This window comes from Enterobacter cloacae complex sp. P14RS (genome assembly GCF_014895895.1).
GTDB classification, from domain to species: domain Bacteria; phylum Pseudomonadota; class Gammaproteobacteria; order Enterobacterales; family Enterobacteriaceae; genus Enterobacter; species Enterobacter bugandensis.
The window spans coordinates 368,280-393,879 of record NZ_JADBQM010000021.1 but is presented as its reverse complement, the minus strand read 5'-3'; the positions used below and the strand labels follow the sequence as shown (position 1 = coordinate 393,879).

General features: G+C 54.8%; 25 protein-coding genes. 9 read left to right on the top strand and 16 right to left on the bottom strand.

What is annotated here, in order from left to right:
* The first annotated feature begins 184 nt into the window (after positions 1-184).
* The gene (locus IM295_RS17930; RefSeq protein ID WP_193067107.1) at positions 185-1,870 is read left to right on the top strand and encodes an S-type pyocin domain-containing protein; all 1,686 of its coding nucleotides are present in this window, start codon (positions 185-187) and stop codon (positions 1,868-1,870) included.
* Positions 1,867-2,334 (top strand): DUF6392 family protein, encoded by a 468-nt coding sequence (locus tag IM295_RS17925; protein ID WP_136343204.1) that lies wholly within the window; start codon positions 1,867-1,869, stop codon positions 2,332-2,334. Before IM295_RS17930 ends, IM295_RS17925 begins: the two co-directional genes overlap by 4 nt.
* Before the next feature lie 76 nt (positions 2,335-2,410).
* On the opposite strand, the gene osmV is transcribed toward IM295_RS17925, so the two are convergent.
* The 6 genes from osmV to IM295_RS17895 all read right to left on the bottom strand — a co-directional run bounded on the left by osmV (position 2,411) and on the right by IM295_RS17895 (position 7,637).
* Positions 2,411-3,559, bottom strand: coding sequence for an osmoprotectant ABC transporter ATP-binding protein OsmV (gene osmV / locus IM295_RS17920; RefSeq protein ID WP_193067106.1), 1,149 nt, complete (start codon positions 3,557-3,559; stop codon positions 2,411-2,413).
* A complete protein-coding gene (gene osmW, locus IM295_RS17915) occupies positions 3,559-4,206 on the bottom strand; it encodes an osmoprotectant ABC transporter permease OsmW (protein ID WP_028012983.1) in 648 nt (215 codons plus the stop codon). Before osmW ends, osmV begins: the two co-directional genes overlap by 1 nt.
* Positions 4,207-4,214: 8 nt before the next feature.
* On the bottom strand, positions 4,215-5,114 hold the full coding sequence (gene osmX, locus IM295_RS17910; RefSeq protein ID WP_041910236.1) for an osmoprotectant ABC transporter substrate-binding protein OsmX: 900 nt from the start codon (positions 5,112-5,114) through the stop codon (positions 4,215-4,217).
* Positions 5,115-5,132: 18 nt separating this feature from the next.
* On the bottom strand, positions 5,133-5,843 hold the full coding sequence (gene osmY, locus IM295_RS17905) for an osmoprotectant ABC transporter permease OsmY (protein ID WP_193067105.1): 711 nt from the start codon (positions 5,841-5,843) through the stop codon (positions 5,133-5,135).
* A gap of 277 nt (positions 5,844-6,120) precedes the next feature.
* Positions 6,121-6,858 (bottom strand): YoaK family protein, encoded by a 738-nt coding sequence (locus IM295_RS17900; protein ID WP_193067104.1) that lies wholly within the window; start codon positions 6,856-6,858, stop codon positions 6,121-6,123.
* 155 nt (positions 6,859-7,013) lie between these two features.
* Positions 7,014-7,637, bottom strand: coding sequence for a glutathione S-transferase family protein (locus IM295_RS17895; RefSeq protein WP_193067103.1), 624 nt, complete (start codon positions 7,635-7,637; stop codon positions 7,014-7,016).
* A 251-nt stretch (positions 7,638-7,888) separates the two neighbouring features.
* Between IM295_RS17895 and catA the strand changes: the two genes are divergently transcribed.
* Positions 7,889-8,554, top strand: a complete 666-nt coding sequence (catA, locus tag IM295_RS17890) for a type A chloramphenicol O-acetyltransferase (RefSeq protein WP_193067102.1) — start codon at positions 7,889-7,891, stop codon at positions 8,552-8,554.
* 63 nt (positions 8,555-8,617) lie between these two features.
* Here the strand turns inward: catA and IM295_RS17885 are convergent, their stop codons facing one another.
* Both IM295_RS17885 and IM295_RS17880 read right to left on the bottom strand, forming a co-directional pair.
* On the bottom strand, positions 8,618-8,908 hold the full coding sequence (locus IM295_RS17885; RefSeq protein ID WP_028012989.1) for a YebG family protein: 291 nt from the start codon (positions 8,906-8,908) through the stop codon (positions 8,618-8,620).
* Positions 8,909-8,977: 69 nt separating this feature from the next.
* Entirely contained in the window at positions 8,978-9,331 is a 354-nt protein-coding gene (locus tag IM295_RS17880) for a helix-turn-helix domain-containing protein (RefSeq protein ID WP_028012990.1), read from the bottom strand.
* A 333-nt stretch (positions 9,332-9,664) separates the two neighbouring features.
* Here IM295_RS17880 and IM295_RS17875 point away from each other — a divergent pair, with 333 nt between their 5' ends.
* Positions 9,665-10,840, top strand: a complete 1,176-nt coding sequence (locus IM295_RS17875; protein WP_193067101.1) for an efflux RND transporter periplasmic adaptor subunit — start codon at positions 9,665-9,667, stop codon at positions 10,838-10,840.
* Between the two features lie 24 nt (positions 10,841-10,864).
* The gene (oqxB, locus tag IM295_RS17870) at positions 10,865-14,017 is read left to right on the top strand and encodes a multidrug efflux RND transporter permease subunit OqxB (RefSeq protein WP_045261448.1); all 3,153 of its coding nucleotides are present in this window, start codon (positions 10,865-10,867) and stop codon (positions 14,015-14,017) included.
* Positions 14,018-14,075: 58 nt separating this feature from the next.
* Here the strand turns inward: oqxB and IM295_RS17865 are convergent, their stop codons facing one another.
* The 3 genes from IM295_RS17865 to IM295_RS17855 all read right to left on the bottom strand — a co-directional run bounded on the left by IM295_RS17865 (position 14,076) and on the right by IM295_RS17855 (position 16,758).
* A complete protein-coding gene (locus tag IM295_RS17865) occupies positions 14,076-14,555 on the bottom strand; it encodes an Rrf2 family transcriptional regulator (protein WP_028012993.1) in 480 nt (159 codons plus the stop codon).
* Between the two features lie 137 nt (positions 14,556-14,692).
* Complete coding sequence (locus IM295_RS17860) at positions 14,693-16,081, bottom strand: HAMP domain-containing sensor histidine kinase (RefSeq protein ID WP_193067100.1); 1,389 nt, start codon at positions 16,079-16,081, stop codon at positions 14,693-14,695.
* Entirely contained in the window at positions 16,081-16,758 is a 678-nt protein-coding gene (locus tag IM295_RS17855; protein ID WP_028012995.1) for a response regulator, read from the bottom strand. The genes IM295_RS17860 and IM295_RS17855 overlap by 1 nt, the downstream gene beginning before the upstream one ends.
* Positions 16,759-16,961: 203 nt before the next feature.
* Between IM295_RS17855 and IM295_RS17850 the strand changes: the two genes are divergently transcribed.
* Together IM295_RS17850 and IM295_RS17845 are read left to right on the top strand one after the other, a co-directional pair.
* Entirely contained in the window at positions 16,962-17,798 is an 837-nt protein-coding gene (locus IM295_RS17850) for a MipA/OmpV family protein (RefSeq protein ID WP_048999441.1), read from the top strand.
* Positions 17,799-18,031: 233 nt separating this feature from the next.
* Positions 18,032-19,762 carry a SulP family inorganic anion transporter gene (locus tag IM295_RS17845; RefSeq protein ID WP_048956352.1) on the top strand — a complete coding sequence of 577 codons (1,731 nt, stop codon included), beginning with the start codon at positions 18,032-18,034 and terminating at the stop codon, positions 19,760-19,762.
* Between the two features lie 35 nt (positions 19,763-19,797).
* Here the strand turns inward: IM295_RS17845 and dmsD are convergent, their stop codons facing one another.
* The 3 genes from dmsD to IM295_RS17830 form a co-directional block, all read right to left on the bottom strand.
* Entirely contained in the window at positions 19,798-20,412 is a 615-nt protein-coding gene (gene dmsD, locus IM295_RS17840; RefSeq protein WP_193067099.1) for a Tat proofreading chaperone DmsD, read from the bottom strand.
* A 92-nt stretch (positions 20,413-20,504) separates the two neighbouring features.
* Positions 20,505-22,943 carry a selenate/tellurate reductase subunit YnfE gene (gene ynfE, locus IM295_RS17835; RefSeq protein ID WP_063942546.1) on the bottom strand — a complete coding sequence of 813 codons (2,439 nt, stop codon included), beginning with the start codon at positions 22,941-22,943 and terminating at the stop codon, positions 20,505-20,507.
* Between the two features lie 131 nt (positions 22,944-23,074).
* Positions 23,075-23,368: a DUF1161 domain-containing protein gene (locus tag IM295_RS17830; protein WP_047368462.1), complete on the bottom strand. Its 294-nt coding sequence runs from the start codon at positions 23,366-23,368 to the stop codon at positions 23,075-23,077.
* Between the two features lie 69 nt (positions 23,369-23,437).
* Between IM295_RS17830 and IM295_RS17825 the strand changes: the two genes are divergently transcribed.
* Positions 23,438-24,184, top strand: a complete 747-nt coding sequence (locus IM295_RS17825) for a YnfC family lipoprotein (protein WP_032644870.1) — start codon at positions 23,438-23,440, stop codon at positions 24,182-24,184.
* A gap of 17 nt (positions 24,185-24,201) precedes the next feature.
* Here the strand turns inward: IM295_RS17825 and speG are convergent, their stop codons facing one another.
* Both speG and IM295_RS17815 read right to left on the bottom strand, forming a co-directional pair.
* On the bottom strand, positions 24,202-24,762 hold the full coding sequence (gene speG, locus IM295_RS17820; RefSeq protein ID WP_041910220.1) for a spermidine N1-acetyltransferase: 561 nt from the start codon (positions 24,760-24,762) through the stop codon (positions 24,202-24,204).
* Positions 24,762-25,100 (bottom strand): DUF1283 family protein, encoded by a 339-nt coding sequence (locus IM295_RS17815; RefSeq protein ID WP_193067098.1) that lies wholly within the window; start codon positions 25,098-25,100, stop codon positions 24,762-24,764. Before IM295_RS17815 ends, speG begins: the two co-directional genes overlap by 1 nt.
* Before the next feature lie 152 nt (positions 25,101-25,252).
* On the opposite strand from IM295_RS17815, the gene IM295_RS17810 reads away from it, so the two are divergent.
* A complete protein-coding gene (locus IM295_RS17810) occupies positions 25,253-25,579 on the top strand; it encodes a YnfA family protein (RefSeq protein ID WP_193067097.1) in 327 nt (108 codons plus the stop codon).
* Positions 25,580-25,600: the final 21 nt, after the last annotated feature.

Here is a 25,600-nt window from a genome sequence, read left to right as displayed (position 1 = left end):
TTATAGGGTGTTCTATATATATTATTTATTTTTCTTTGTCATTTATTTGATTATTAAATATTAACCAAAAGTGCTGAATAAATCTGGTGAACTCGTCTTCATAGTAAAATTGCTTTTTTATTTACAGGAAGGAAAAGGAAATTCTTTATGAGTAACGAACTCACTAATTACCGGAGCGTAATGCATGGGTTACCGTACCGATAATTATGGCCGGGGGCAGGCGCTGACAGGAGATAAAACCTCTACCGGGGCAACCTGTATTGGATCCCTGCCGAACTGCACCGAACACGGGCGAGGGGTCGTCAGGGTTGGTGATAAAACCACGCCGTGTAAAAACTGCGGAAAGCCCGGTACCATTCTTGATGGTGAACCCCGCGTAAGCTTCCATGGTGTTGCCGCTGCTGTCGATCGCTCTAACGTCAGGTGTGGATGCCCGCCGGGAACAAATTTTATCATCGCTCCCATTGGCGACTGGCTGGGTAGTGGTCCATCACCAGAACAAATCGTCAGGGAAAGGCACGCTGTGATGCTGGCCGAACGCAGGGCAGAGCAGGAGAGGGAAGAGAAACACAGGGAGGAGGAAAGGGAGCGAAACCGGGTATTTGCAAAATCCTGCCTCCGTGGCGAGGGCTGCAATGATGCAGGCGACCAGCGTGAACCTCACACCAATTTTGCTGATATGGCATTTTTTCAGGCCATGCCCGCCAGCGACCCCGTGACCGATTCAGACACCCCGCAGCACGCACAGACCGCCAGAAAGAAAAAGCCAGAAGATATCCCCAAACCGAAGAAGCGCAGCGCCTTGTATCGTTGGTGGAACGGTAACCATGAGGAGATGGATTATCAGGCTGCGGTGGCTGCCGCGTCTGCTGCTGCACGGGCGCAGACGGCCACGGCAGGCGCAAGCCTGCTGGAGCTGATAAGCGGCAGGGCACTGACTTACGGCACTTGGGCGGTGCGTGGTGCTGTTGCCGGACCCGGTGCACCCGTGGCCGGACTGCTGGTGGGGATGATGCCCGGCAGGCTGAACGACGGCGAACAGGATTTTATCGACCGTATGCGCCTGGAGCAGATGCATGAAGCCCCGAGCCGGGTGCGCTATACGTGGGAGAAGGACAGCAGAGGGAACCCGGTTCCGCATGGCTGGCACACACCACCTGGCCGGGACAGTGTGCGTGTCAGAAAAATGGAGTACGACACCAGCGCGCAGGCGTACACCTTCACCACGGAAGAAGATCCGCACATCACCATTATCTGGACGCCTGACCGAACGGTCGAGGAAAAGCCGTGGAATACCGGCAACCAGGCGCGTCCGGTGTTGCCGAAACCGGTGATAGTTGACCCGCTGCCGGATAACACCGGCATAACGGCGACCACCAGCCCGGCACCGGAGGAAAAGCATTTCGCGGATTACATTCTGATCCTGCCGTTCCCTGACCTGCCGCCGATTTATATCTACCTGAGCAAACCACCGGTGGAGTTTCTGGAGGTTGAGCTATACAGTGACTTCAAACGCCGTTCTCGGCAGGGGGTTTACGAGGCGGATCACATGCCGTCGGCTGCGGCTGTTAAGGCCTATCTCCGTAGGGAGTATCCATATTTAAAAGAAACGGAAATTCAGGAATTTTCATTGCAGGTGGCGGCTATCGTTGTCCCTAAAGATGTGCATCAGAAAATCAGTGAAACTTATGGCGGACGTAATACCCTGACACAGATTGATCTAGACTCACAGAACTTACGGGCAGCAGCTGATCGTAATCTGGATACCATTAAGCCATCGTTAAAAAAGCAGGGTGCCACTGAAGAACAAATAGAAACTGCCAGAACCAAAATGCACGCGCTGAACGGCCAGCAAGGATTATACAAATGACAGTAAATGTAGTAGCACTTATCCATAATCTGGGCAAAAGCTATAAAGAGTTAGTTGATAATGGGTTAATCACCTACAAAAGTGATCCTAAAGGGGCTGCAGGCGATCCTGTGTTACTTTTACCAATGGTGAACGAAGGCGTTTTTTTAGCCTTTATTCGAGAAGGGAGAATACTGAAAGAAATTACGTTGTCTATTCAGCGTGATGACGTAAAGGGATGGGTCTTCCCGAATGAACTCCCTACACCGTTGCAGCAGAACATGTCTCGCGCATGGATTCATCAGTCATTTGGTGAGCCCGAAGGCTTGGTTACCCCAAGAATGATAATGAATCGTTCTTTCGGGTGGGTTGAAAAATACACCGTTGAAGATTTTCATACGCCAATCACAATGCAGATTAATTACGATCTTGACGAAATGGTGAAAGCAGTAGCATTTATTCTCACTTCTGAAATTCGCTGGTAAACCCAACATAAGCCAAACACAAGCCCCGTGAAGGGGCTTTTCTACGCTGTATCCAAAAACTAAGTAAATATAATTCTCAGCTCTCACTATGAATATTCAGCGCCCGGCGCGTACGCCCTGAGCTCAGGTATTCGGCAATATAATCCTGCGAAATCTCGCCGTTGTAGCGCCCGTCCTCATCCACGATCGGCATCCAGCTGGTGTTGCTCTCATACAGGCGTGACAGCACCACGCGCAGGTTGTCTTCGGCTTTGCCGGTCATGCGGAACGGATGCAGGATGTCGGCGCAGGTCCCGTTGGCGTTACGCGCTTCGCGACGCTTCACAAAGCCCAGTGGCTTGCCGTGCTCGTCAACCACGGTAATCGCGCGAATATCATTATCGTCCATGGTGGCAAACGCGTCAGTAAGCGGGGTAGAGCCTCGCACCGTAATAGTAGGCTGCTGGTCGGTGACGTCGCCGGCGGAGACCAGCAGCAGGCGCTTCAGCGTGCGGTCCTGACCAACAAACGAGCCGACAAATTCGTTCGCCGGTTTCGCCAGCAGCTCGTCCGGGCTGGCGCACTGGACGATTTTCCCCTGACGGAAGACCGCGATGCGGTCCCCGAGCTTAAGGGCTTCGTCGATATCGTGGCTCACCAGCATGACGGTTTTTTTCAGCTTGCGCTGCATCTCCAGGAACTGGTTCTGGATCACCTCACGGTTGATCGGGTCCACCGCACCGAAGGGTTCATCCATCAGCAGTACCGGAGGATCCGCCGCCAGGGCGCGAATAACGCCAATACGCTGCTGCTGGCCGCCGGACATCTCGCGCGGATAACGGTGGAGGAACTTGTGCGGATCCATTGCCACCATATCCATCAGCTCTTCGGCGCGGGCTTTGCAGCGCGCTTTATCCCAGCCCAGCATGCGCGGCACGACGGTGATGTTCTCTTCAATGGTCATGTTCGGAAACAGGCCAATCTGCTGGATCACATAGCCGATGTTGCGGCGCAGGGTGACGGTGTCCATCCCGTTAGTGTCCTCGCCGTTTATCAGGATGTTTCCGCTGCTTGGGGTGATGAGGCGGTTAATCATCTTCAGGGTGGTGGTCTTTCCGCAGCCAGACGGGCCGAGCAGGACGCACATTTCCCCTTCGGGCACGTTCAGATTGACGTTATCGACGGCCTTAAAGGTCTGGCCGTGCTTCTGTGAAAATTGTTTGGTGAGGTTTTCCAGTTTTATCATTATCGAATCCCCTTTGGAGTCAGAACCACCTGCAGACGGTGCAGCAGCCAGTCGAGCACAATCGCTAAAAGACAGATCATCAGCGCGCCCGCAATCAACATACGAATATCGCTTCCGCCGATGCCGTTAAGCAGCAGCAGGCCAAGTCCGCCCGCGCCAATCACGGCGGCAATCGCCATCACGCCGATGTTCATCACCACGGCGGTGCGGATCCCGCCGAAAATCACCGGCAGCGCCATCGGAATTTCCACCCAGCGCAGACGCTGCCAGAACGTCATGCCGATGCCGCGTCCGGCTTCGCGCAGGCCCGGCGGCAGGCTGTCGAGCGCCGTGTGGGTGTTACGCACGATCGGCAGCAGCGAGTAGAGAAACACCGCCGTGATTGCGGGCAGGGCGCCAATCCCCTGACCGATCAGCGAAAACAGCGGGATCATCAGGCCAAACAGGGCAATGGACGGGATGGTCAACACGATGGTGGCAATCCCCAGCACCGGCGTCGCCAGCCACTTGTGACGGACAATCAGAATGCCCAGCGGGACGCCGATGATAATCGCTAAGCCCACGGCCAGCGCCACCAGCCACAGATGCTGCAGCGTCAGGGTTAACAGATAGTCCCAGTTGTCCAGAATGTAGTGAACGGTATCCATAGCGCCTCCTACAGCAGCTGTTTGCTACGCAGGAAATCGCGGGCGACCTGCTGCGGTGACTGATGGTCAATATCCACCTTCTTGTTCAGCTCGGTGATAACGTCGTTGTTGAGCTGGGCCGAGAGGGTATTAAGCGCCTCTTCCAGACCGGGATTGGCCTCCAGGGTGTCCTTGCGCACCACCGGGGTGACCGCGTAGCTCGGGAAGAAGCCTTTATCATCTTCCAGCACTTTGAGATCAAAGCCCTTCACGCGCCCGTCGGTGGTATAAACCAGCCCGGCGTCGACGAAGCCGTCGCGCACGGCGTTATAGACCAGACCCGGGTCCATCTGGCGGATTTGCGGACGGTCCAGATCCATCTTATAGGCCTCCTGCAGCGGCTTCATGCCGTCGCTGCGCCCGGCAAATTCAAGGTCTAAGCCCAGCAGCCAGTTTTTGTCCGGGTTGGTTTTGCGAACCTGTTCAATTTTCGCCACCATCTCCGACATGGTGTTGATATGCTCCGCCTCGGCGCGCTTGCGCTGCATGGCGAAAGCGTAGGTGTTGTTCATGTCGGCGGGTTTGAGCCACACCAGACCGTGCTTCGCATCCAGGCGCTTCACCGTCTCCCAGGACTCCTGCGGCGACATGCGCTTGTTGATGTGGTTGAAGATGATCAGCGACGTGCCGGTGTACTCCCAGGTCATATCAATCTGCTTGTTGATCATCGCGTTGCGGGAGATCACCGTGGCGATATTGGTTTTTGGCTGAACCTGAAAACCTTTCTTTTGCAGGTACTGTACGGTCATCGCCGAGAGAATGTGCTGCTCGGTAAAGCTCTTGGTCGCCAGAATCAGCGGGGCTGCCATCGCCTGGCCGGTGAACAGCGCCGCGGCACACAGCGCCGCCAGGCTGGATATCAGTCTCATAAAAGCTCCTTGTTATTGTTATCGAGCGAGATGGGGACTCATCACGCGGCCCAGCACCGCCAGCAGGGTGTCGAGGATCAGGGCGAACAGGGCGGTGGCCGCCGCGCCGAGGATCAGGGTCGGGAAATCGTTCAGGTAAATGCCCGGGAAAATCAGCTCGCCGTAGCTGCTGGCGCCAATCAGGAACGCCAGCGGCGCGGTACCGACGTTAATGGCGGTGGCGATGCGGATCCCCGAGAGCATAACCGGCCAGGCGTTGGGCAGCTCAACCTGGCGCAGGCGCTGCCATTTGGTCATCCCAATCCCGTTTGCCGCTTCCAGCAGCGACGACGGGACGGAGCACAGCCCGGCGTAGGTATTGCGCACAATCGGCAGCAGCGAGGCGAGGAACAGGGCGATGATGGCGGGCGTATCGCCGATACCAATCACCACCATCGCCAGCGCCAGCACGGCCAGCGGCGGCAGGGTGTTGCCGACATTAAAGATTTGCATCACGTATTCGGCGACGCCCCGCGCGGCCGGACGGCTCAGCAGAATACCGGCCGGAATGCCCACCAGCAGGGCAAAAAACATCGACGAGAAAACCAGAATCATGTGCTGTTGCCCGAGGTAGACCAGGTCAACCTGGCGCGCCTTGATTGTCTCAAGCCCGATTCCCCAGACGAGGAGGGCGAGGACCACGAGAATGGCGCCGACAAACAGCAGCGAGCGTTTGAGTAATGGGTGCATTGCGGTGTGTCTCCCTGTGCGCATGCGTTATAGCAACCACCGGTTGCCTGTTGTTATGCCATGTTTCGGCAGGGGTAATTGACCTATAGCAAGCGTTTGGGAAGGGTTCCAGCGAAGGGGGGAAATCAGTAACCCTATGAAATTAGTGACAACCTTAATTAAAGCCTTATGGCGTAAGGGCTGGTTGCGTGCCGGGCAGAATAGTCCTAAAGCGAATTTTAAATAGTGACAGTGTCACATATCAGAAGGCGCCCTTACGCCGAGAGTCGTTCGTTATTTAGATAGAGGCACGAACCCGGCGAACGCGAACCGAGATGCTAATGATAGAAAAAATAGCAACAATCGCGAGCATCAGCCCAAGCGCCAGCATGGCGTTAAACCCAACCCATCTGAACAGCAGCAGCCCAGCAATCCCTCCGCTCATAAACGAGAAAATAGTGGTTAAGTGAGTTTTCAGCTGACTTTTTTGTGCCGCGGTATCCTTCGAGTAATCCCTGCGAAGCATCGCCACCAGCACGGAGGCCATTGATATGCCTGCATCCGTTAGCGTGCCGGTAATGTGCGTCGATCTCACCCGCCCTCCGGAGAGCTGCGTGGAGGTTGAATTATGAATGCCCATCAGGCCGCACAGAAAAATAATAATCTCGCGGTTGCTCGTGAGGGCGTGGAAATACATCTCGTAGAGAGAGATGCCGGTCAATAGTACCCCCTCGACAAAAAGGATTTGGCAAAAAACCAGCCTGATATTGTGGATAATGCCCCAGAGTACAATAAGACGAGCAAGGATGGCGCCGGTGACAAAAGAGAGAATAATCGAGCCAAAGAAAATCATATCGCTCAGATCGGTGGAGGAGACTTCGCTGGATAATTGTGAGGTATTGCCGGTCATGTGAGAGGGGAAAAAGCCAAATGCCCCAAGGGCGATGGCGTTAAGCAAACCTGCCGAGGTCGCCAGCCAGAGGGCAAGCCGACGATCCTCCTTATGCGTTCGTTCTTTCTTGAGTTTAATCAGCAAGAATACCTCCGGGGTGAGCTTTGCCTGAATAGTCAGGCTAGCAAAGCGGTGCAACGGGCTGTCCAGGATATGGCTTAATTATTATTCCCTCTGACGGCAATCAGGGTTTAGTAATTAAATAAAATATCCTTACTCAAGGTGTGGGCGTAAATAATTTATATCATGCCGTTATTACCGTGACGCAAAAACGCCGGGCGCTGGTTAAGGCGCTCATACCAGGCCTCAATCGCCGGCACGTCGGGCTTGTCAAACGGCGTCATCTTCCAGCGATTCACCGACAGCCCAAGCACCACGTCCGCAAGGGTAAACGTCTCGCCCGCCGCAAAGGCCCCGGTGCGCTGCAGCTGGTTTTCCAGAATGGTGATGCAGTGATTCCACTCTTTTATTCCCGCCGCAATGCGCGCAGGGTCGTTAAAGTCCGGTTTTTTTCGTCCCAGCGCCGGGAAGACATAGCGCCAGGCGTTATTGAATTCAGTTGCCTGCCAGTCCATCCAGCGCTCAACGTTGGCGCAGGCCTGCGGCTCTGCAGGCAGCAGATCGTGACGTCCGGCCTTGCGCACCAGATAGCGGCAGATGGCGTTGGACTCCCACAGCACGAAATCGTCATCCATCAGCACCGGCACCATGGCGTTGGGGTTCAGCGCGCGGAAGTCATCCGTTTCTGTTGAGGCAAAACCGCTGCCGTAGTCTTCCTGCAGGTAAGGGATGCCCGCTTCTTCACAGGTCCAGAGCACTTTACGAACGTTGATGGAGGTGGTTTTACCGAGGATGTTAATCATGACGCCGTTTCTCTTCAGGGGGATTAATCATTTAAAAACAATACACCCTTTGCGCGAAGAGGGAGGGATAATATTGAGTGAGGAGTGCTTTGTACGGGCAGGTCAGCGCGTTTTAAGCGGAAACGTTACGTCTTCAGGGGGCGTAATGGCGGTTATTCCGCGCCGTTTTCTCCAGAGGCGCCTGCTTGCTTAATGCATGGAAAAAATTTAGGCTAACATCAGAGATATGCTTGCTCATTAAAGGTTTAGAAATGGAAAAAATAACCCCTGAATATACGTCCGTTGACTTATCTCGTTGGGCAAGGAAGGAACATTTTGAGATTTTTCAGGGGTTCGCTCAGTCGACGTTTAACCAGACGGTTTTAATCGATATTACTGCGCTGTTAAAACATATCAAAGCGGTCGGCTGGAAATTTTACCCGACTATTATTTTTCTCATTTCGAAAATCGTCAACAGTCATCCGGAGTTCCGTATGGCCATGAAAGACAATGAGCTTATTATATGGAACGAAGTTCATCCAAATTATACCATTTTCCATAAAGAAACAGAGACCTTTTCATCATTATGGAGCCATTATGATGGCAATATTCAGCACTTCCAGAACACCTATACTGAAGACATTGCGCGCTACGGTAATAATCTTGCTTATTGGCCTAAGGACGAATCCAGGGAAAATATCTTTTTCATATCGGGTATTCCCTGGGTGAGCTTTACCAGCTTTAACGTCAACGTTGCGCACATGAAGAACTTTTTTGCCCCTATGTTTACGCTTGGAAAATACTATGAACAAGATGGCAAAGTATTATTGCCCCTTGCCGTTCAGGTTCATCATTCCGTGTGCGATGGTTTCCATGTGGCAAGACTGTACAATGAATTACAAGAGATGATTGATGCCTTGCCGCAATCCGGCGCGTGACGTTAATAAAAAGCCGCAAGCAGCATGCTGCTTGCGGCGTCAGGCTCGGTGACGATGTGGCAATCAGGCAGCTTTTACCGCTCTGATTTTTTTACTGTCAGCCGCAGGGGCATCGAGAGCAGGGAGCTTGCTGGTGCGCAGAATATGCTGCACGGTCTCTTTCTGCTCGGCGAGATACAGACCAAGATTTTCAGCCTGCGTTTCATCCATCTGCATTCCGCTTTGCAACAGCCAGTCGGTGAACGCGTCTGCCATATCGAGCAGCTTGTCGTGAGCGTCAGCCTCTTTCTTACTGGCAAATGTCATTTTCTCTTCACCTTTTCTTACGACAACATATTTTATTTCAACAGCCATCACGCACCTCTCACACTGTATTTATATACAGTATAACAGCTTCGGGATGATGTTGCAGTAAAAAGTGAGCTACTGGTGCATCGGCTGCGTTTCACGGCCGCCGATACTGCGTCGCCATGCGCCAGGTGCCTGACCGAATTGGCGCTTAAAGCTGCGGTTGAACGACTGCTGAGAGTCAAACCCGAGCGCGATTGCCACGTTCAGGATGGGCTCATCGCTGTGGGCTAAGCGCTCAACCGATTTTTGCAGCTTTTGCGCGCGAATATAGCCGGCGAGGGGATAGCCCGTGTGCTCTTTAAACAGGCGCTGGAGGTGCCATTTCGAGTAGCCGGAGCGCCTGGAGACGGTCTCAATGTCCAGGCGACTGTCGAGGTTGTTATCAATCCAGTCGAGTAAATCATGCATAAATGCGCCAGTGTTCATCAGGTTTCCCCCACGCAGCGATAGAAAGGTATCTTTGTCTGTTGCATTTTAAGGTGGCCTGGTTTCGCGATAATTGCAAGTTTTATTGTTGCATTTAAATCCTTGCCCGAAACGGGTCTTTTATCGCCGCCTCAAATAGCACATAAAGTGCAACAATTATTCTTGCACTTAGTTAGGCGCATTCCTACAATCGCCGCGATAGTGTATTCGAAACTGTTACAGTTTTGTGGCGATGAACGACACAAATGGCCTTAAGCCAGCCCGGACAAAGGAAGTGGCGCGGCACCTCCCGCTGCGTCTTGCCCGGCGGCTACAATTACCGGAATAAAAATAATGAGCCTGCAAAAAACCTGGGGAAACTATCATCTGAATGCGCTGGGAGCGATGATGCTCTCCGTGCTGCTCGTCGGATGTGATGACAGCGTCGCGCAAAACGCCGCGCCGCCCGCGCCCGCCGTTAATGCTGCAGACGTGGTTGTGAAATCCATTAGCCAGTGGGATAGCTTTAACGGCCGGATTGAAGCCGTGGAAAGCGTGCAGCTTCGTCCCCGTGTCTCTGGCTACATTGACAAAGTGAATTTCACCGACGGCCAGGAGGTGAAAAAGGGTGAGGTGCTGTTCACGATTGATGACCGAACCTATCGCGCCGCGCTGGAGCAGGCGCAGGCGACGCTGGAGAGAGCCAAAACGCAGGCCAGCCTGGCGCGAAGCGAGGCTAACCGTACCGATAAACTCATCAATACCAACCTGGTATCCCGTGAAGAGTGGGAGCAGCGTCGTTCGGCCGCCATTCAGGCACAGGCCGATATTCGCGCGGCCCAGGCTGCGGTAGACGCCGCGCAGCTGAATCTCGACTTCACCAAAGTGACGGCTCCTATTGATGGCCGCGCCAGCCGGGCGTTAATCACCAGCGGCAATCTGGTCTCCGCGGGCGACAGCGCCAGCGTGCTCACCACCCTGGTCTCGCAGAAGACGGTTTACGTCTACTTTGACGTGGATGAGTCAACCTATCTTCACTATCAAAATCTCGCCCGCAACGGGCAGGGGGCGTCCAGCCACCATACGGCGCTACCGGTTGAGATCGGCCTTGCCGGCGAGGAGGGTTACCCCCATCAGGGTAAAGTGGATTTCCTTGATAATCAGCTCACGCCGAGTACCGGTACGATCCGCATGCGCGCGCTGCTGGATAACGCGCAGCGTCAGTTCACGCCGGGACTCTTTGCCCGCGTGCGCCTGCCGGGCAGCGCGGAATTCCAGGCCATGCTTATTGACGACAAAGCGGTACTGACTGACCAGGATCGCAAGTATGTCTATATCGTGGATAAAGAGGGTAAAGCGCAGCGTCGCGATATTACGCCGGGGCGTCTGGCCGACGGTTTACGCATCGTGCAGCAGGGGCTGAAACCTGGCGATAAGGTCATCGTTGACGGTCTACAGAAAGTGTTCATGCCGGGTATGCCGGTGAACGCGAAAACCGTCGCCATGACCACCAGCACCGCCCTCAACTGATCACTTGACCTGAGAATCCTTCCCATGGACTTTTCCCGCTTTTTCATCGACAGGCCGATTTTCGCTGCCGTACTGTCGATTCTGATTTTTATCACAGGATTAATCGCCATCCCGCTTCTGCCGGTGAGTGAATATCCTGACGTCGTACCGCCAAGCGTACAGGTGCGCGCGGAGTATCCGGGCGCCAACCCGAAAGTGATTGCCGAGACCGTGGCGACGCCGCTGGAAGAGGCGATCAACGGCGTCGAGAACATGATGTACATGAAATCCGTTGCCGGCTCGGACGGCGTGCTGGTTACTACCGTCACGTTCCGTCCGGGTACCGATCCGGATCAGGCGCAGGTGCAGGTGCAAAACCGCGTAGCGCAGGCCGAGGCGCGTCTGCCGGAAGACGTGCGGCGCCTGGGCATCACGACGCAGAAGCAGTCGCCAACGCTGACGCTGGTGGTGCATCTGTTCTCGCCCAACGGTAAGTACGATTCACTGTATATGCGCAACTACGCCACGCTGAAGGTGAAGGACGAGCTGGCGCGTCTGCCCGGCGTCGGCCAGATTCAGATTTTCGGCTCCGGTGAATACGCGATGCGCATCTGGCTGGATCCGAACAAGGTCGCGGCCCGCGGGCTGACCGCCTCGGACGTGGTCACGGCAATGCAGGAGCAGAACGTGCAGGTCTCCGCGGGCCAGCTTGGCGCCGAGCCGCTGCCGAAAGAGAGCGATTTCCTGATCTCCATTAACGCCCAGGGTCGTCTGCATACCGAAGAAGAGTTTGGCAACATTGTCCTGAAAACGTCGGAGGACGGTTCGGTCGTCCGCCTGCGCGACGTGGCGCGTATCGAAATGGGTTCCGGCAGCTATGCGCTGCGTTCCCAGCTTAACAATAAAGACGCGGTCGGGATTGGTATCTTCCAGTCACCGGGGGCGAACGCCATTGATTTGTCTAACGCGGTGCGCGCCAAAATGGACGAGCTTTCCACCCGTTTCCCGGAAGATATGAAGTGGGCGGCACCTTACGATCCGACGGTTTTCGTGCGCGACTCCATCCGTGCGGTGGTGCAAACCCTGCTGGAAGCGGTGGTGCTGGTTGTACTGGTGGTGATCCTGTTCCTGCAAACCTGGCGCGCGTCGATCATTCCGCTGATCGCGGTGCCGGTGTCGGTGGTGGGGACGTTCAGCATTCTCTATCTGCTGGGCTTTTCGCTTAACACCCTGAGTTTATTCGGGCTGGTGCTGGCGATTGGTATCGTGGTGGACGATGCCATCGTGGTGGTGGAAAACGTCGAGCGAAACATTGAAGAGGGGCTTGCGCCGCTTGCGGCGGCGCATCAGGCGATGCGTGAAGTTTCCGGGCCCATTATTGCAATTGCGCTGGTGCTGTGCGCGGTGTTCGTGCCGATGGCGTTCCTCTCCGGCGTAACCGGTCAGTTCTACAAGCAGTTTGCGGTGACGATAGCGATTTCCACGGTGATCTCCGCCATCAACTCACTAACGCTCTCTCCGGCGCTGGCCGCGCTACTGTTAAAACCGCACGGCGCGCCGAAAGACTTCCCGACCCGGCTTATCGATCGCCTGTTCGGCTGGATTTTCCGTCCGTTTAACCGCTTTTTCCATCGTAGCTCTAACGGCTATCAGGGGCTGGTGGGCAAAACGCTTGGCCGACGCGGCGCGGTGTTTGTGGTGTATCTGCTGCTGCTGTGTGCCGCGGGCGTCATGTTTAAAGCGGTACCCGGCGGGTTTATTCCGACACAGGATAAGCTCTACCTGATTGGCGGCGTGAAGATGCCGGAAGGTTCGTCGCTGGCGCGCACCGACGCGGTGATCCGCAAAATGAGCGAAATCGGCATGAATACCGAAGGCGTGGACTACGCGGTGGCTTTCCCGGGGCTGAACGCGCTGCAGTTTACCAACACGCCGAATACCGGGACGGTGTTTTTTGGCCTGAAGCCGTTTGACCAGCGCAAGCACTCTGCGGCGGAAATTAACGCGGAGATCAACGCGAAAATCGCGCAAATCCAGCAGGGCTTTGGTTTCTCCATTCTGCCGCCGCCGATTCTGGGGCTGGGTCAGGGGTCTGGCTACTCGCTGTATATTCAGGATCGCGCGGGTCTGGGCTATGGCGCGCTGCAAAACGCGGTGAACACCATGTCCGGTGCGATTATGCAGACGCCGGGAATGCACTTCCCGATCTCAACCTATCAGGCTAACGTTCCGCAGCTGGACGTGCAGGTTGACCGCGATAAGGCGAAAGCGCAGGGCGTGTCGCTGACCGATCTATTCGGTACGCTGCAAACCTATCTGGGCTCGTCGTACGTGAACGACTTCAACCAGTTCGGGCGCACCTGGCGCGTGATGGCGCAGGCAGACGGGCAGTTCCGCGACAGCGTGGAAGATATTGCGAATTTACGCACACGGAATAGCCAGGGCGAAATGGTGCCGATTGGCAGTATGGTGAAAATCACGACCACCTACGGACCGGATCCGGTTATCCGCTACAATGGCTACCCGGCGGCGGATCTGATTGGCGATGCCGACCCGCGCGTGCTCTCGTCCGCGCAGGCGATGACGCAGCTGGACGCGATGTCTAAGCAGATCCTGCCGAACGGAATGAACATTGAATGGACGGATCTAAGCTTCCAGCAGGCCACGCAGGGCAATACGGCGCTGATCGTCTTCCCGGTCGCGGTACTGCTGGCGTTCCTGGTGCTGGCGGCGCTGTATGAAAGCTGGACGCTGCCGCTGGCGGTGATCCTCATCGTTCCGATGACCATGCTTTCCGCGCTGTTTGGCGTCTGGCTGACCGGGGGCGATAACAACGTCTTCGTGCAGGTGGGGCTGGTGGTGCTGATGGGGCTGGCCTGTAAAAACGCGATTCTTATCGTGGAGTTTGCCCGCGAGCTGGAAATTCAGGGGAAAGGCATCATGGAAGCAGCGCTGGAAGCGTGCCGCCTGCGTTTACGTCCGATTGTGATGACATCCATCGCCTTTATCGCCGGGACCATTCCGCTGATCCTCGGTCACGGCGCGGGCGCAGAAGTGCGCGGCGTCACCGGGATTACGGTTTTCTCCGGGATGCTGGGCGTGACGCTGTTTGGTCTGTTCCTGACGCCGGTCTTTTACGTGACGCTGCGTAAGTTCGTGACGCGCGGCAAAGAGGAAAGAGAGGTTCTGCCTGCGTAGGGATATCGCAGATAACAAAAAACCGCACTCACTATGAGGGCGGTTTTTTTTGCGTAAATTACTGGGCTTTTTTGTACTGGGCAATCAGTTCAGGTAAAGGATCGCACCCGCTGGTATCGGCTTTTTTGACCTCGTCCAGCGCGCTTGCCACGGTGTGGCGCGCTAATACCGCGAGCGAGGCCTGCTCTGCTTCTTCGGAAATAGATTTGAAGTACCAGCAGGCGTTCGCGCTGACCACGCAGCGGGCCGGCACGTCCGGGCGCGACGCCCAGAGTTTTTTGTCTTCGGTGACTGAAAGGTAGATATCGCGCAGGGTAATCTCTTCCGGCGGACGTCCAAGATGAATTGAGCCGTTGCGGCCAAGCGTTGAGACGATAATGCCGTCACGCGTGAGTGGAACCATCAATTTGCGGATAAAGCTCGGGTTGGCTTCCAGGCCGTAGGCCAGAATCGCACTCGTCGAACGTTCACCTAGTTGCTCCGCCATCGCTACGCTGAGAACCATCTGCAAAGCTGTCGGGAAGCGGTAATCTAACATTTCTCTTTCCTGGGTTGCGGTGAATCTTGTTCTTTTTGGCACCGCAGAGGTGAATAAGCAATAAACAACAATATAACAAATACGGTAATTTTTTTGAAGCAATCTGCGGCATTTGCGATCAAACACCCTGTTCCGGTTTAGCTATACGTGCGGTTCGGGAAGTCAACCGTCACCAGCAGGCCACCTTCTGCGGAAGTACTCAGGTTTACGCTGCTGCCGTGCTGCTGTGCAACGGCTTTGACAATGGCAAGCCCCAGTCCGCTCCCGCTTTGCAGCTGATTGGGATCGCGGAAAAACCGGTCGAATACGCGCTCGCGCAATTCAACCGGGATACCCGGCCCCCGATCGGAGACGCGTAGCTGGGCTGATTTATCTGCTGAGCGTACCTCTACCTGAATCCGCCCGCCCTCAGGACTGTACTTCACGGCGTTTTCAATGAGATTGTCTATAAGCGACATCAAACGCTCCCTGACGCCAGCGATCCAGATTTCATCCTCAGCGAAGAATTCCAGCTCAATCTTGCGCCCGGACGCTAGCGGCTCCAGCGCAGCCATCCGCTCTTGTATGAGCGAGGTTAGCGGCACGGGCTCCATCGCGGTGTCAATGCGCGCTTCACTGTGCATCATCAGCAGCAGCTGGTTGACAAGACGGGCCGCCCGGCTATTGCTGCGCACAATTCCTGCAAGCAGCTGCCGCTGGCTCTCGCTGCTCACCCAGGACTGCAGCGCCTCCACGTTGATGCGCATCGCGGCCAGCGGCGTACGCAGCTCGTGCGCGGCGTCCGCAATGAATACCCGTTCGCGTTCCGCGCTTTCCCGCACTCTGGCAAGAAAATCATTTATCGCGTCCACCATCTGGCGGAGTTCCTTATGCCCGGGAACGGCCTTTAAAGGGGAGAGATCGTCAGGCGAACGTAATGAGATCTCATTAACCACCTTGCTCCAGGGGCGCATCGCAATGCGGATTGACAGCCACGCAGGAAAAAGAAGAAAAGGAATGCACACCAGTAGCGGCATAATGTAGTAGCCCCGCGAGTTCAGGTAGATAAAGAAGTTCCAGCTTCCGGCAGGGGTGAAAAGGGTAACCTCCACGTCGGAGTGGGGGGATTTAAGCGTGCGGCTCGTCCAGGCGTGACCTTCACTCTGAACGCGCTGCATTTCGCCCAGTCTGGTGTTTTTTACCCCCGTAGGTGCACCATCAGAAGAAAAAATAACCGCGTTGTTTTTGCGAACGATCAGGTTAATCGACAGCTCCGGATCTTCACCGCCGCCATAGCCTTCCCGCAACGCTTTGCTGAATGCTTCCAGGACATCATTACGATCCTGCGGGCGCTCGTCACTGAGATCAACCAGAGTAAAAATGGTTTCGTAAGTCTTACTTCCCGTGAGTATCGGAGGGCTACGCAGGTCTTCCAATAAAATAAAGGTTAAAAAAAGACACCACAGCAGGGTAAGCAGCAGCATCTGGGCGATGATAATTCGCCGTACCAGCGTTGGGCGCCTCAGTTGGTGCCAGACATTTAGCATTAATCTGTCACCTTCTGGATAGCGACGGTATCAATGACATACCCGACGCCCCGCACCGTTCGTACATAGCCGTCACCAATTTTTCGCCGCAAATTCCCCATATGCACGTCGAGCGCATTGCTGAGATTTTCCTTCGCGCCAAATATCCTCTCTTCCAGGAACCGCCGCGTGATCACCCGGTCAGCGCGCAGCATCAACGTTTCAAGCAGCGCATATTCGCTGGCCGTTAATTCAACGTGACGCGCATTCACCGTTACGCGACGCGTCGGGATATGAAGCGATAAGCTCCTGATTTCTATCGCTTCATTTTCAAAACCGTAGCTGCGTCGCGCAAGGGCTCTGACTCGCGCCAGCAGTTCGGCGAGAACGAAGGGTTTGACAAGATAGTCGTCTGCGCCAGCATCCAGCCCGCACAGGCGATCCTGCAGGGTGCCTCGCGCCGTCAGGATAATGACGGGGATCCCCTTAAGCTGCTGGCGCAAACGCGTCATCAGGCTCATGCCGTCGCCGTCGGGCAGCCCCAGGTCGAGCAGAATAAGTTCCGGCACGCCGACCTCAAGCTGATGCAGCGCATCCTCTTTACGGCGAACCCATATGACATCAAATCCTTGATCTGAGAGGGCGATACGTACGCCATTGCCGAGATCCAGGTCGTCTTCGATTAGTAAGATTTTCACATTGGTAACTGTATCAACAGTGAATGAAGAACAACTTAAGAAAAAAACGGTAGCAGGAAATCCGTCCGGTTGACAGCGCCCGCACGCGCTTCAGCGTTTCTTCATTTTCGGCTCATAAGAACCTCAGGGTGAGTATTCAGAATGAGTGCTCTGGCGTGTAAACCGCTGGCATTGCAATCATTTGAATCCAAAGGACTTCTTCAATGAGTAACATCGAACTGCGTCATACTTTCCCCTATTTACTTCCGAGCCGCAGACTGAAAAACATCGTGCCGGGCGTTATTCTGGCGTTACTGGCAACCCCGGTACTGGCGGCAGAGCAGAAACAGGGCAATGTCTTAACCCTGGGGGGAGGCGTGGACGTCGCGCCACGCTACTCGGGTTCGGATAAAAGCCGGGTCTCGGCAGCTCAGGTAGTAGATTATTCCATGGCAAATGGTTTCTTTATCAGCACCACGCGGGGTATCGGTTACGGAAACAACATTGGCAACCTGGATTACAACGCCGCAGTGAGCTACCGAACAGGCCGTAAAGATAAAGACGTGAGCAGTGATTCGATCAGCTCCGGCAGCGACTATCTGCGGGGGATGGGCGATATCAAAGGTTCCGCTATCGTGGTGCCGGGGCTGGGGTATAAGGTGACCGACTGGCTCAATCTGCAGCTGCAGGCTGAGATCCCGGTTTCTGAGAGAGACAACGGTGAGGCGGTGCATTTCGGCATTTCCAGCCCGCTCTACACATCGTCGAAAAATGCGGTGACGCTGGGGCTGACGGGCAGCTGGGGTTCCGGCAAGTACATGCAAACGTACTATGGGGTTAATGCTGCCCAGTCCGCCGCATCAGGATTTGCCCGACATGACGCCGGAGCGGGAATTTACGCCTGGTCGATGAACCTTGACTGGACCTACAGGCTCACCTCGCGCTGGAGCGTTCTCACCTCCGCGGGCGTAACGCAGCTGACGGGGGATGCGGGTGATAGCCCGATCGTGCAACGTAAAACGTCGCCAACGGGAAGCCTGAAGGTGACGTACAGTTTCTGATTGCGGGTTGCTTATAGATATGAGCGCGCAATAGCGACGAATTTGAGCCGCCCCGGAAAGATGATGGGGCGGTAGTTTTTAAATGATGTTTAACAGCAGTCAGAATAATGAGTTGACTGACGTTTTATTAAGAACTGAGAGGCATCGACCTGACTCCGGAGCATTTGGAAACCAGAACCTCACTGAGAAGTGTGCCAATATGACGTGGCTATCATCCCTGTCCGGAGAATAAAGTGCTCGGAAAATTATTGTTAAAGTACATGCCAGGGTTACAAAATTTGTTAGCCTACGATAAAAGCTGGCTAAAACATGATGTTAAAGCTGGATTATCCGTTGCGGCTGTAGCGCTACCCGTTGCTATTGCTTATGCTGAATTGGCGGGTGTTGGGGCAATTGTGGGGCTCTATTCCTGCGTTTTACCGATGATAGCTTATGCACTGTTTGGTTCTTCACGTCAGCTTATTGTTGGCCCTGATGCAACGACCTGCGCCGTGATTGCAGCCGTCGTGTTTCCTCTTTCTGCAGGCAATCCTGAACTGCACTGGCAACTGACGATCGTCATGACATTGATGATGGGCGGGTGGTGCCTGCTTGCCAGTAAATTTCATCTGGGTGCACTTGCCGATCTCCTTTCTCATCCCATTCTTACAGGGTTGCTTAATGGCGTAGCCGTGACGATTATTGTCGGGCAATTAGGCAAGGTTTTGGGGATCAAGCTCGATGAAGCGCAGGTTATTGAGAAAATACTGGCCTTGCCAGGCCGACTTTTAGATAGCCATGTATTAACAATAGGGATATCACTTTTAACGTTAATTATTTTAATGGTTATCAAAACGTATCGCAGCAACTGGCCAGCACCTCTGATTGCCATTGTGATAACAACGATACTGGTATGGGGAACATCTGCGCAACAGTATGGTATTGCCACGATTGGGGGGGATGGCTTCCAGCCTGGTTTACCCGTCGTTAACTGGGGTGCGTTCCAGCCCGGTCCGATGCGAGAATTAGTGATCCCGGCGCTGAACCTGGCTTTAGTGAGTTTTGTCAGTCTGATGCTGACCGCTCGCAGTTTCGCCGCAAAAAATGGCTATGAAATTAATGCTGATGCAGAGTTCCGGGCACTGGGTATTGCGAACATTATGTCTGGGCTATCTCAGGGATTTGCCATCAGTGGAGCCGATTCCCGGACCGCGGTTAATGATTCCGTTGGGGGGAAAAGTCAGCTGGTTTCCATAGTCGCAGCCTTACTGATAGGTTTAGTGGTGGTATTTTTCACGCAGCCATTACAATTTATTCCGGTATCTGCATTAGGTATTGTTCTAATGTATGCATCGTGGTCATTAATTGATTTACGTGGGTTATGGAACCTGAGGCGAAGAAATAAACAGGCATTTCGCCTGGCCTTTTTCACGTTTGGCTGTGTTTTAATCATCGGTGTAATTCAGGGGATCGGCCTTGCGGTGTTGCTTGGCCTGTTACAGTTCCTGCGTACGGTATTTCGTCCCTCTGAGCACTTACTGGGGACTGACGAAAATGGAATGATCCACTCATTAGGGAATACAACCGATATTAAAATGGTCCCGGGCGTGCTGATGTATCGATTTAACTCACCGTTGACCTATTTTAATGTGGCTTATTTTAAACGTCGGGTATTGAACCTGGTTGATGGTGCAGCATTACAACCTAAATGGGTGGTTATTGATGCCGTGGCTTGCTTCACCTATTCAGATATCAGTGTCCTCGCAACCATTAATGAGTTAAAGCGTGACCTGAAAGCCCGACAGATTATGTTAATCCTTGCGGGCAGGAAAACGGAATTAACACGTTGGTTTAAAGAAAGTCGGCCAACGATGAATGATGATGACATGATTCTGGCGCCAGACCTCTATTTGGCACTCCGGTTCATTCAAAGCAAAGAGAGTGTGAGTGAATCAGGTGGTGATGCACAACCAAACCCTGGTTAAAGGCTTGCAGGCCACCCGCGAGCAAGCCATATCCCTTAGCGGTACAACGTCTTTTCCGCAACCGGAACAACCAACGCCGATCGCCAGTCCGCCAGCGTCAGTTGCGCAAGCCTGCCGAGCGCGATATAGAACGGATGCCCGGCATTGTCGACAAACACCGACAGAAAGCGGGTGCTCCACGGCAGCAGATGCCACGCCAGAAGCCGATCGCACTCCGACTCGCGGCCATTCTCGGCCAGCCATGCCGCCAGCAGCAGCAGGGTGCCGAAATGATCTTCCGGTTCATTTTGCTGCATCTGAAACGCGATATTGTTTTCCCGCATCCACTGGCGCAGCGCGAGGGTTGAATCGCCAAACAGCACGGATTCACGGTCCAGCCAGACGGAACCCCACGGCGGAGCGGGCAGGGCATAAGGACCAATGAACAGCCGTTGCCAGGCATCCGTCAGCGGTTCATCGGCAGATGAGGCAAAGGTTTCGGCAACGGGCAGCAGCGTTTCCGGCGGCAGGGGCCAGTCCTCTATCCATTCGCCAGCGGTAAGTGCCTGCACCAGCGGGGCTGTCTGCTCGCTGTCAGGGGCGAAGTAAAACAGCGCGCCCAGTACGCGGGCGCTGAACGCGAACGAGTCACGGTGTGAGACGTCTTTCATTAAACCTTCCTTGCTCGCGCGGTTATGTCCGCGCGACGTGATTAACCATTAATACAGACCAAAGCATAAACCAGGGTCATAGAATTCACCCCTTACACCTTCTCAATCTGCACCAGATTGGTGTGCTGCGGGTTGCCTTTTGCCAGCGGTGACGGGCGGTGCGTGGTCAGGGTGTTGATACACGAGCCGTGGTCGATACGATCGCCATTCATATTGGCATCGTGCCAGGCTCCCTGGCCCATGGCGCTTACGCCTGGCATGATGCGCGGCGTGACTTTGGCTTCTATTCTCACCTCACCGCGATCGTTAAAGACGCGCACCGTATCGCCGTTTTTAATGCCACGTTTCGCGGCATCAACGGGATTCAGCCAGACCTCCTGGCGGCAGGCCGCTTGCAGCACGTCGACGTTACCGTAGCTCGAGTGGGTGCGGGCTTTAAAATGGAAGCCAAACAGCTGCAGCGGGAACTGCGCGCGCTCGGGCGCATCCCAGCCGTCAAAGGTGGATGCATAGACGGGCAGCGGGCTGATGGTCTCATCTTTTGCCAGCTCCCAGGTCGCCGCAATATCCGCCAGCTTGCTGGAATAAATTTCAATCTTGCCTGAGGGCGTTTTAAGCGGGTTGGCTTCCGGGTTCTCGCGGAATTTTTTATAGGCCACAAAGTGTCCGTTCGGATCTTTGCGCTTATAGATGCCCATTTTTTTCAGCTCGTCATAGGACGGCAGCGTGGGATCTTTTGCGAGCATTTTGGCATACAGATACTGCAGCCACTCTTCCTGCGTTCGCCCTTCGGTAAATTTCTGATAGATATCCGGTCCGAGGCGTTTCGCCACTTCGCTCATGATCCAGTAGATAGGCTTGCGCTCAAACTTCGGCGCGGTCACGGGCTGGAGAAAAATCAGGTAACCCATGTTCCCGGCGTAATCGTTAGGGATAATGTCTTCCTGCTCGACGGTCATTAAATCTGGCAGCAGGATATCGGCGTATTTCGCCGATGAGGTCATAAAGTTGTCGATCACCACGATGGTTTCGCACTTGCTTTCGTCCTGCAGAATATCGTGGGTTTTATTGATATCGGAGTGCTGGTTAATAATGGTGTTGCCCGCATAGTTCCAGATGAACTTAATTGGCACGTCCAGCTTATCTTTACCGCGTACCCCGTCGCGCAGAGCGGTCATTTCCGGGCCACGGGCGATGGCGTCCGTCCAGCTGAAGCAGGAAATTTGCGTTTTGACCGGGTTTTCCGGCAGCGGCATACGTTCGATAGTGATGGTGTAGGTCGATTCACGGGCGCCGCTGTTGCCGCCGTTGATCCCCACGTTGCCGGTCAGAATCGGCAGCATCGCGATGGCGCGGGAGGTCAGTTCACCGTTCGCCTGACGCTGTGGTCCCCAGCCCTGGCAGATATAGGCCGGCTTCGCGGATCCAATCTCGCGGGCCAGTTTAATGATGCGGTCTGCAGGAATGCCGGTGATGCGCGAGGCCCACTCCGGCGTTTTCGCCGTGTTGTCCTCACCCTGGCCGAGAATGTACGCTTTGTAGTGACCGTTAGCGGGGGCACCTTCCGGCAGCGTTTTTTCGTCGTAGCCAACGCAGTATTTGTCCAGGAACGGCTGGTCAACCAGGTTTTCGTCGATCAATACCCAGGCAATCCCCGCCACCAGGGCGGCATCGGTACCCGGACGGATTGGGATCCACTCGTCTTCGCGTCCGGCTGCCGTATCGGTGTAGCGCGGGTCGATGACAATCATGCGTGCGTTAGAACGCTCGCGGGCCTGCTCCAGATAGTAAGTAATCCCGCCGCCGCTCATGCGCGTTTCCGCCGGGTTATTGCCGAACATCACCACCAGTTTGGTATTTTCGATATCCGAGGTGCTGTTGCCGTCGTTGCTGCCGTAGGTATAAGGCATCGCGCAGGCGATTTGCGCCGTGCTGTAGGTGCCGTAGTGGCTCAGGAAACCGCCGTAGCAGTTCATCAGGCGCGCCACCAGCGAAGCGTAAGGGGAGGAGCGGGTGATATTGCCGCCGACAATCCCGGAGGAGTAATTAATATACACCGCTTCGTTGCCGTACTTGCTGACCACGTCTTTCAGGCTGGTGGTGATGACGTTCAGCGCTTCGTCCCAGCTGATGCGCTCGAACTTGCCTTCACCCCGCTTACCCACGCGTTTCATCGGGTAGTTCAGACGGTCAGGGTGGTTGATGCGGCGGCGAATGGAGCGCCCGCGCAGGCAGGCCCGGACCTGGTGATTGCCGTAGATATCCTCACCGGTGTTATCCGTTTCGACCCAGTACACTTCGTCATCGCGGACGTGCAGACGCAGTGCACAGCGGCTGCCGCAGTTGACCGAACAGGCGCCCCAGACCACTTTATCTTCTGCCGGTTTCATTGCATTTTGTACCGCGGCTGCGGCGCTTTTCAGTCCAAAAGGCAACGAAATTCCGCCAGCGGCAAGCGCCAGAGAACCTATCGCCGTAGATTTCACGAGTGTTCGACGGCTAATCCCGCCGTGATGTTCGATATCGGACATGGCTCACCCCACCATTGTGATTACATATTATTTTTCCCGAAATGATAACCGGGCTAATGATGGGGTGAGTGTTACTTATTTGGAGGTATTAAATATTAATCCTTGTCAAATCAAAGGGGATTGACGGTGATTTACTGAGGTTCAGCCGGCGCATTATCCTGATTGCCGGCCGCCGCCCCGCTGCCCGTACGGGTGTACAAAATTTTAAAGGTGTCGTTGGCACAGTGGCCCACCACCTGAGCGTCCGGCTGGTCAGCCTGATCGTTCGGCACAATGTTCAGCGTAAAACCTGACTCCGGCACGCCGTTGTTGATGATCTTCTGCTGAATGTCGCTTTTCACGCGCTCGCAGGAGTCCGGTGCCGCCAGCGCGGCCGTTGAGGCACTCATTAACAGCAGGGCGGTAATCCAGGGTAACCGTTTCATCTGTAGCTCCTTTTCTCTGTGTAGAGATTAATTTTAGCAGGCTTCGTGTAAACAACTGTATTTGCTAATATGATTGGGAATAATCTCTCTGTATTGGTAAAGAATGTGAAGAAATATGCAGCGATAACGCTCCTGGCAGCTACTCTCGCAGGGTGTGATAACAACTCCGCGCCGCTGTCGTTTACGCCCGAGATGGCGAGTTTTTCGAACGAATTCGATTTCGACCCTCTTCGCGGCCCGGTCAAGGATTTTACCCAGACGCTGTTCAACGAGAAGGGTGAAGTGTCCAAACGGGTCACCGGCACTGTGTCGGCGGAAGGGTGTTTCGATACGCTGGAGCTGCACGATCTGGAGGCTAACACGGGCGTAGCGCTGGTGCTGGATGCCAACTACTACATCGATGCAGAAACCCAGCAGCGTAAGGTGAAGCTGCAGGGCAAATGCCAGCTGGCCGAACTGCCGTCAGCCGGGGTGACGTGGGATACCGACGACAACGGCTTCGTGGTGGCCGCACATGGTAAAGAGATGGAGGTGAAGTACCGCTACGATGCGGATGGCTACCCGCTGGGCAAAACCACCGTCTCCGGGGATCAGCATTTATCGGTACAGTCGACGCCGTCTAAGGATCTGCGCAAAAGAATGGATTACTCGGCCGTGAGCCTGTTAAACGATAAGCCGCTGGGCAACGTGACGCAGAGCTGCGACTACGATCGCCACAATAACCCGGTGAGCTGCGATCTGACGATCACGGACGACAGCGTCAAACCCGCCGTTGAGCGCAAGTACACCATCAAAAACACGATTGAGTATTACTGAGAATGAAACCGCGCAGGCTACTGCGCGGTTGGTTTCAGCAGGCTGGCACCTGACGGCTTGTGACCGGCCAGATGCTGATGCTGGAAAATGCACATGCGGATGGTATTGCGGTATTCACCATTGATAAAGAACTCATGAATCAGCTCGCCTTCTACCATAAAGCCCAGCTTGCGGTAGATATGGATCGCTTTTTCGTTCTCTTTATCCACGATCAGATAAAGCTTGTAGAGATTCAGTACGTTGAATCCGTAATCCATCGCCAGCTTCGCCGCCCGGGAGGCCAGGCCTTTCCCCTGGTGCTCCGGCGAAATAATGATCTGGAACTCCGCCCGGCGGTGAACGTGGTTGATCTCAACCAGCTCCACCAGCCCAGCTTTGTCGCCTTCACACTCCACCACAAAACGACGCTCGCTCTGATCGTGAATGTGCTTGTCGTAAAGATCCGACAGCTCGACAAAGGCTTCGTACGGCTCTTCGAACCAGTAGCGCATCACGCTGGCGTTATTGTCGAGCTGGTGGACAAAGCGCAGGTCTTCACGCTCCAGCGGCCGGAGTTTTACGTCACAGGGCGCCGACATTATGGGGCTACCGTACGACCAGTGCGGCGATCCAGGCAGCGCAGGGTGTTCGGCTCCCAGTAGGCATTGACGTTCGCACTTTGCTGACACTTATCGCGTGCGTCAAAGGCGACATCTTCTTTGTCCCATTCTTTTTCAGCACGTTTGTTGACCTTCTGACGAAGGCTGCGGGTGTCATTCCATTGTTCTTTGTCCATCGCGGCGTTCTGGCGGCTTTGCGCGCTGTCACCAGACTCAATAATGAGCTTGCTGGTTTCCGCTGTCGCAGAGGCGGCAAAGGCGAACGATGTCAGCGCCAGCAGGGCTGTCAGACAAAGGCGTTTGCTTAATGTAGTCATAGCGTTTCCTTTTAAATGGGTGCAGATGAGCAAGTTTCCCCGTTCAGATTCTACACCAAAGAGCAATAACGGCATACCCGCGGAGCAAGTATGGAAAAGTAAAGGGCATCATCAGGTATGATGGTTAAATAAATCCTCACCTGACGTGAAATATGCTCAAAACGACGCTGCTTTTTTTTGCCACTGCGCTATGCGAAATCATCGGTTGCTTCCTGCCCTGGCTCTGGCTGAAGAAGGGGGGAAGCGCACTGCTGCTGGTCCCGGCGGGCGTCGCGCTGGCTCTGTTTGTCTGGCTGTTAACGCTGCATCCGGCGGCCAGTGGGCGCGTTTACGCGGCTTACGGCGGCGTCTATGTCTGCACGGCGCTGCTGTGGCTGCGCGTGGTGGACGGCGTCAAACTCAGCGCATATGACTGGGCCGGGGCGCTGATTGCCCTGTGCGGTATGCTGATTATTGTGGCGGGATGGGGCCGTGCTTGAGCCCCCCGGGTTTTGTGATCG